The sequence below is a fragment of the Roseateles sp. P5_E1 genome (assembly GCF_054049335.1).
Genome location: NZ_JBFUMN010000441.1, coordinates 1 through 532, shown reverse-complemented (window position 1 = coordinate 532; position 532 = coordinate 1). Strand labels below are relative to the sequence as shown.

The 532-nt window shown below is 71.1% G+C and carries 1 protein-coding gene; it reads left to right on the top strand.

Going from position 1 to position 532, the window contains the following annotated elements; translation table 11 throughout:
- On the top strand, positions 1–532 hold a 532-nt coding region (locus ACXJKJ_RS31980; protein ID WP_457395759.1), incomplete at both ends, for a biotin--[acetyl-CoA-carboxylase] ligase.

Genomic DNA, 532 nt, shown 5'->3' with positions numbered 1-532 from the left:
GACTTAGGGCGGCCGGCGTGGAAGTCGAAGGGCGCGCCGGTGAGGGCTATGGGCTTACCCGGCCGTTGGACCTGCTGGAACCGGAGACCATCCGCGCCGGCTTGCCCAAGGTCACCCAGGCCCTGCTGCAGTCGCTGCAGGTCGCCTGGACTGTGGACTCCACCATCGCTGAGTTGCTGCGCTGCAGCGCGCCTGAACAGGGCGTTCGCGTCCTGCTGGCCGAGCGCCAGACCGGCGGCCGTGGCCGTCGCGGCCGGACCTGGGCCTCGCCACTGGCCGCCAACGTCTACCTGTCGGTGCTGCGCCTGTTCTCCGGTGGCCTGGTCCGCCTGAGCGGCCTGAGCCTGGTGGCCGGCATCGCGGTGGCCGAGGCGCTGCACGACCTGGGCTACGTGCAGGCAGGGTTGAAGTGGCCGAACGATCTGATGGTGGACGGACGCAAGCTGGTCGGCCTGCTGGCCGAGGGCGGCGGCGAATATGCCGGCCCGGCGCGCGCGGTGATCGGTATCGGCATCAACGTCCACATGCCGGC